The organism is Nocardiopsis sp. TNDT3, assembly GCF_003427465.1.
GTDB lineage: Bacteria > Actinomycetota > Actinomycetes > Streptosporangiales > Streptosporangiaceae > Nocardiopsis > Nocardiopsis dassonvillei.
This window is the reverse complement of record NZ_QPFC01000373.1, coordinates 1-3873: the sequence shown is the minus strand read 5'-3', so window position 1 is coordinate 3873 and position 3873 is coordinate 1. Positions and strand designations below refer to the sequence as shown.

4 protein-coding genes are annotated in these 3873 nt (G+C 71.8%); 2 read left to right on the top strand and 2 right to left on the bottom strand.

Annotation, left to right across the window (positions count from 1 at the left end; translation table 11 throughout):
* Window positions 1–71 precede the first annotated feature (71 nt).
* Both DQW06_RS09905 and DQW06_RS09900 read left to right on the top strand, forming a co-directional pair.
* Window positions 72–368: a DUF4287 domain-containing protein gene (locus DQW06_RS09905; protein ID WP_013156346.1), complete on the top strand. Its 297-nt coding sequence runs from the start codon at window positions 72–74 to the stop codon at window positions 366–368.
* 541 nt (window positions 369–909) lie between these two features.
* Window positions 910–2202 (top strand): MFS transporter, encoded by a 1293-nt coding sequence (locus DQW06_RS09900; protein WP_013156347.1) that lies wholly within the window; start codon window positions 910–912, stop codon window positions 2200–2202.
* A 155-nt stretch (window positions 2203–2357) separates the two neighbouring features.
* On the opposite strand, the gene DQW06_RS09895 is transcribed toward DQW06_RS09900, so the two are convergent.
* Both DQW06_RS09895 and DQW06_RS09890 read right to left on the bottom strand, forming a co-directional pair.
* Entirely contained in the window at window positions 2358–3098 is a 741-nt protein-coding gene (locus DQW06_RS09895; RefSeq protein ID WP_013156348.1) for an anti-sigma factor domain-containing protein, read from the bottom strand.
* Window positions 3095–3706: a sigma-70 family RNA polymerase sigma factor gene (locus DQW06_RS09890; RefSeq protein WP_013156349.1), complete on the bottom strand. Its 612-nt coding sequence runs from the start codon at window positions 3704–3706 to the stop codon at window positions 3095–3097. The genes DQW06_RS09895 and DQW06_RS09890 overlap by 4 nt, the downstream gene beginning before the upstream one ends.
* Between the last annotated feature and the right edge of the window lie 167 nt (window positions 3707–3873).

The window sequence follows — 3873 nt, the reverse complement described above, 5'->3', positions numbered from 1 at the left end:
CCGGTGCCGCTGCCGCCGGAATGTCGCAGGCGCGTGTGAGTATCGGGACCTGTCCAGTCGAGGAGGCCCCCATGTCGTTCCAGGCTTATCTGGATGCCGTCGAGGACAAGACCGGTCTGACCCCGCGCACGCTGGTCGACCGCGCCAGGGAGAAGGGCTACGACGACCCTTCGGTCAAGGCGGGCGCCATCGTCCAGTGGCTGGCCGAGGACTACGGTCTGGGGCGCGGCCACGCGATGGCCCTGGTCCACGTCATCAAGAAGGGCCCGCGGATCAGCGCCAAGCACGTGGGCACCACCGGTACCCATCGGGACGCCTCCACCGAGCTCTGGCTCGACGGCAAGGCGACCAGACCACAGACGGTCTGAGTCCGGGTGCCCCCGCGAGCCCCCGCACGGCCGGACGTCACGCAGACCTCGTCCGGCCGAGCGGACCCCGAAGCCGCCCTGGCCGGAATCCCCCGGCCCAAAGCCCCCTGGCCGAATTCGGCCACCTCCTCCATGTGCACCGCGACAGCCTTCCGCGCCCCTCCCCGCCGTCGTCGCTGGCAGCCGTTCCCCGCTCCCGTTCACCCCAGTCAACTCACCTTTCACGCAGAACCCGACGCGTTCCACGTCCCACTCCTGCCACGCACCGGCTCATCCCGGATCGAACTGACAAGGGATCCACGTTTCCCCTGTTCAGGGCATACGAGAAGCCGGGAGATCAGCCACACGCGCCCCAAAACACCCTTGCGTGACGCGGGGTCTACACCACTCCCGGAGTGGATTTTCCAGGTGTTCTCCACCGTGCGGAGTACAGAACCAACAAAGCTCACTAATGCGGGCAATGCGCGCATAATTACGGAATGAGAACCACACCCTCCGACAGGCCCGCCGCGCGGGCCCGCGGACGGGGCAGACGATCGCGATGACGGCGGAACAGGAACGCCCGTCCCGGTCACCCGGCCGGACCCCGCCGGTCCACAGCGCGGAACAGCTCGTCCCCCTCACCCGCAACCGCGACTTCCAGGTGCTCTGGACCAGCCGGTTCCTCGCGGGACTGGGCAAGGAGAGCGGCGAGATCGCCTACCCCCTCCTCGCCCTCCTCCTCGCGGAATCGGCGGCGCAGGCGGGCGTCATCGGAGCGGCCCAGGTCACCACGGCCATGGTCACCGCCGTCCTCGGCGGTTCGCTCGCCGACCGGACCAACCGCCGCACGGTGCTGCTGTGCTGCGACCTCGGACGGCTTACGCTGCTCTCCCTCTTCACCGTCCTCCTGCTCACCGGGAACGTCACGTTCACCGTCATCGTGGGCGTCGCGGTCGGCTCCGCAGCGCTGATGGGCGTCTCCAACCCCGTCGCGATGGCCTCCGTCAAGCAGCTGGTTCCGGCCTCACAGACGGCCGAGGCCTCCGCCCAGAACCAGATCCGCCTCTTCAGCACCACCGCCCTCGGCGGACCCTTCGCCGGAACCCTGTTCGGCGTGGGCCGGGCCTTCCCCTTCGCCGCCGAGGCCCTCGCCTACCTGGTGTCGGCGGCCCTGGTGCTGCTCATCCGCCGCCCCATGCAGGCCCACCCGACCGGCGCGCGCGGACCGTGGACCCTGCGCGAGGCGGTCAGCGGGTTCACCGTGCTGGCCAGGCACCCGATCCTGCGGCCGATGATCTTGTGGATCGTCGGGTTCAACCTCACCTACACCCAGACGGGCGCCTTCCTGGCCCTCATCGCCACCGCCCAGAGCCAGGGCGCCAGCCACCTCCAGACCGGGATGACCGTCTCCCTGGCCGGGTCCGGCGGCCTGCTCGGCGCGCTCTGCGCCGGGGCGGTCGTCAGGCGGGTGCGGCCCTCGGCCATCTTCCTGGTCGCGGCCTGGGCCGCCCCGGTGTGCGCTCTGGGGCTGCTGTTCGCACCCAACGTGATGTTCCTCGGGGCGCTGGTGGGCTGCGTGTTCGCCATCGTGCCCTGCGTGAACGCCGTGTTCCACGGTTACGTCGCGGTGTCGGTCAGCGACCGCTACCAGGGCCGCGTCCTGGGCGCCGTCACGTTCATGGCGCTGGTGTCGCAGCCGGTGGGCATCCTCGGCATCGGGGTGATCTTCGACCACGCCGGACCCGCCTGGGTGTTCCTGACGATGGCGCTGGTCTCGGCGCTCGCCGCCCTGTTCAGCCTCTCCCCGGTCATGCGCGACCTGCCCCGGCCCGAGGAGGTGGCCGTGGCCTGACCGCGGCCCCGCCCCCCGAAGGGGCCGAGCGGTCAGGCCACGGCCGGTCGGGTGCCCGGACCGCCGCCCGGGGGATGAGGGGCCGGTCACCGGTCATCCGATGACCGAAGGAGAACCGGTCGCCGCCCGGCCGGGAGCCGAACGGCGACCGGCCCTCAGCCCTCGAAGGGCATCGCCATGAGCGGATCGGAGGTGGGCTGTTCGGAGCCGCCCTCGGGCTCGACGGTGACGGCCACGCCCCCGGTCGCCTCGTCCTGCGGCGCGGCCAGGACCGGGAGCACGAAGCCCGACTCGTCCACGGAGAGCACCCCGGCCGAGTAGACGCTGCCGTCGTCACGGGTCAGCCAGAGCTGGTAGTCCTCGTCCTCCAGCCGCTCCAGTCCGTGGGCGCTGAACACCAGCCGTCCGCTGCTCTCGGAGTGCACCACCGTCACGGACACGCCCTCCATGGGCTGGGCCGTGGTGTGGTCGGCGTCGGGGTCGGAGAGCACCGCCGCGATCTGCCGTTCGTTCTCCCGCAGGTCCCGCACCTGGCGCACCTGGTCGATGACGACCGCGCCCAGCGCGACCATGACGGCCAGGCAGGCGGCCAGCACCAGTCCCAGGCCCCGGGTCCAGCGCCCCGGACGCGGCACCGGCAGGCGTTCGGGAGCGGGGGCGAGCTGGCGGGTGCGCGCGACCTCCTCCAGTACGCGCTCGCGCAGTTCGGCGGGCGGCGTACCGGCGGCCGCGGTGCCCAGGAGGGCGACGGTCTCGGTGAAACCGCGCGTCTCCTGTACACAGGAGTCGCATTCGGCCAGGTGGTCCTCGAACCGCACGCTCTCGCTCGGCGACAGGGCGCCCAGGGCGTAGGCGCCCGAGAGGATGTGCGGATCCTGGCCCAGTGTCCTCCTCACCACTCCACCCCCAAGCAGTCCCGCAGCCGGATCAGGCCGTCGCGCATCCGCGTCTTCACGGTGCCCAACGGCGTCGAAAGCAGGCGGGCCACCTCACGATAGGTGTATCCGCCGTAGTAGGCCAGACGTACGGACTGGCCCTGGAGTTCGGTCAGGGTCTCCAGACAGCGGCGCACCCGCTCGCGCTCCAGACGGTTCGTGGCCTCCTCGGCCACCTCGTCGTAGGGGCGCTGAGTGCTCGCCGCCGCCACCCTGGCCTCCCGGTCGGTGGCGGCCTGCTCGGAGCGCACCCGGTCCACCGCCCGGCGGTGCGCGAGCGTCATCACCCACGCCTGGGGGCTGCCGCGCCGCTCGTCGTAACGGCAGGCGGTGCGCCACACCTCCACCATCACCTCCTGGGCGACCTCCTCGGACTGGGCGGGGTCGCGCAGCACACGGCGGACGAGCCCGTACACCGACGGGATGACCAGGTCGTACACCTCGCCGAACGCGCTCTCCTCACCCCGGGCCACTTGGCGGAGCAGCTCCGTGAGCCGCTGGGCCGGCGGAACCGGAGGCTCCGCCTCCGCCCCGCGGGGGCCCCGGGGTATCGCGGCGTGCTCGTCCATCCGCTCCTCTTCCTGGTGGTCCTGCGCTGCTCGCCTCGTCCGTGCGCCGGGCGGGTCCGGGTGTGCCCCGAAGGACCCCGACCCCTTCAGAGTCGCACGTCAGCCGTGCCGTCGCCCGGTTGTTCTTCCGTAGCGCGCCCGGCGCACGGACGAGGCGAGCAGCGCAG

Excerpts from the sequence above, each read along its gene's own strand:
- DQW06_RS09890 (WP_013156349.1), bottom strand. The coding sequence starts at position 3,706 with ATGGACGAGCACGCCGCGATACCCCGGGGCCCCCGCGGGGCGGAGGCG.
- DQW06_RS09905 (WP_013156346.1), top strand. The coding sequence starts at position 72 with ATGTCGTTCCAGGCTTATCTGGATGCCGTCGAGGACAAGACCGGTCTG.
- DQW06_RS09900 (WP_013156347.1), top strand. The coding sequence starts at position 910 with ATGACGGCGGAACAGGAACGCCCGTCCCGGTCACCCGGCCGGACCCCG.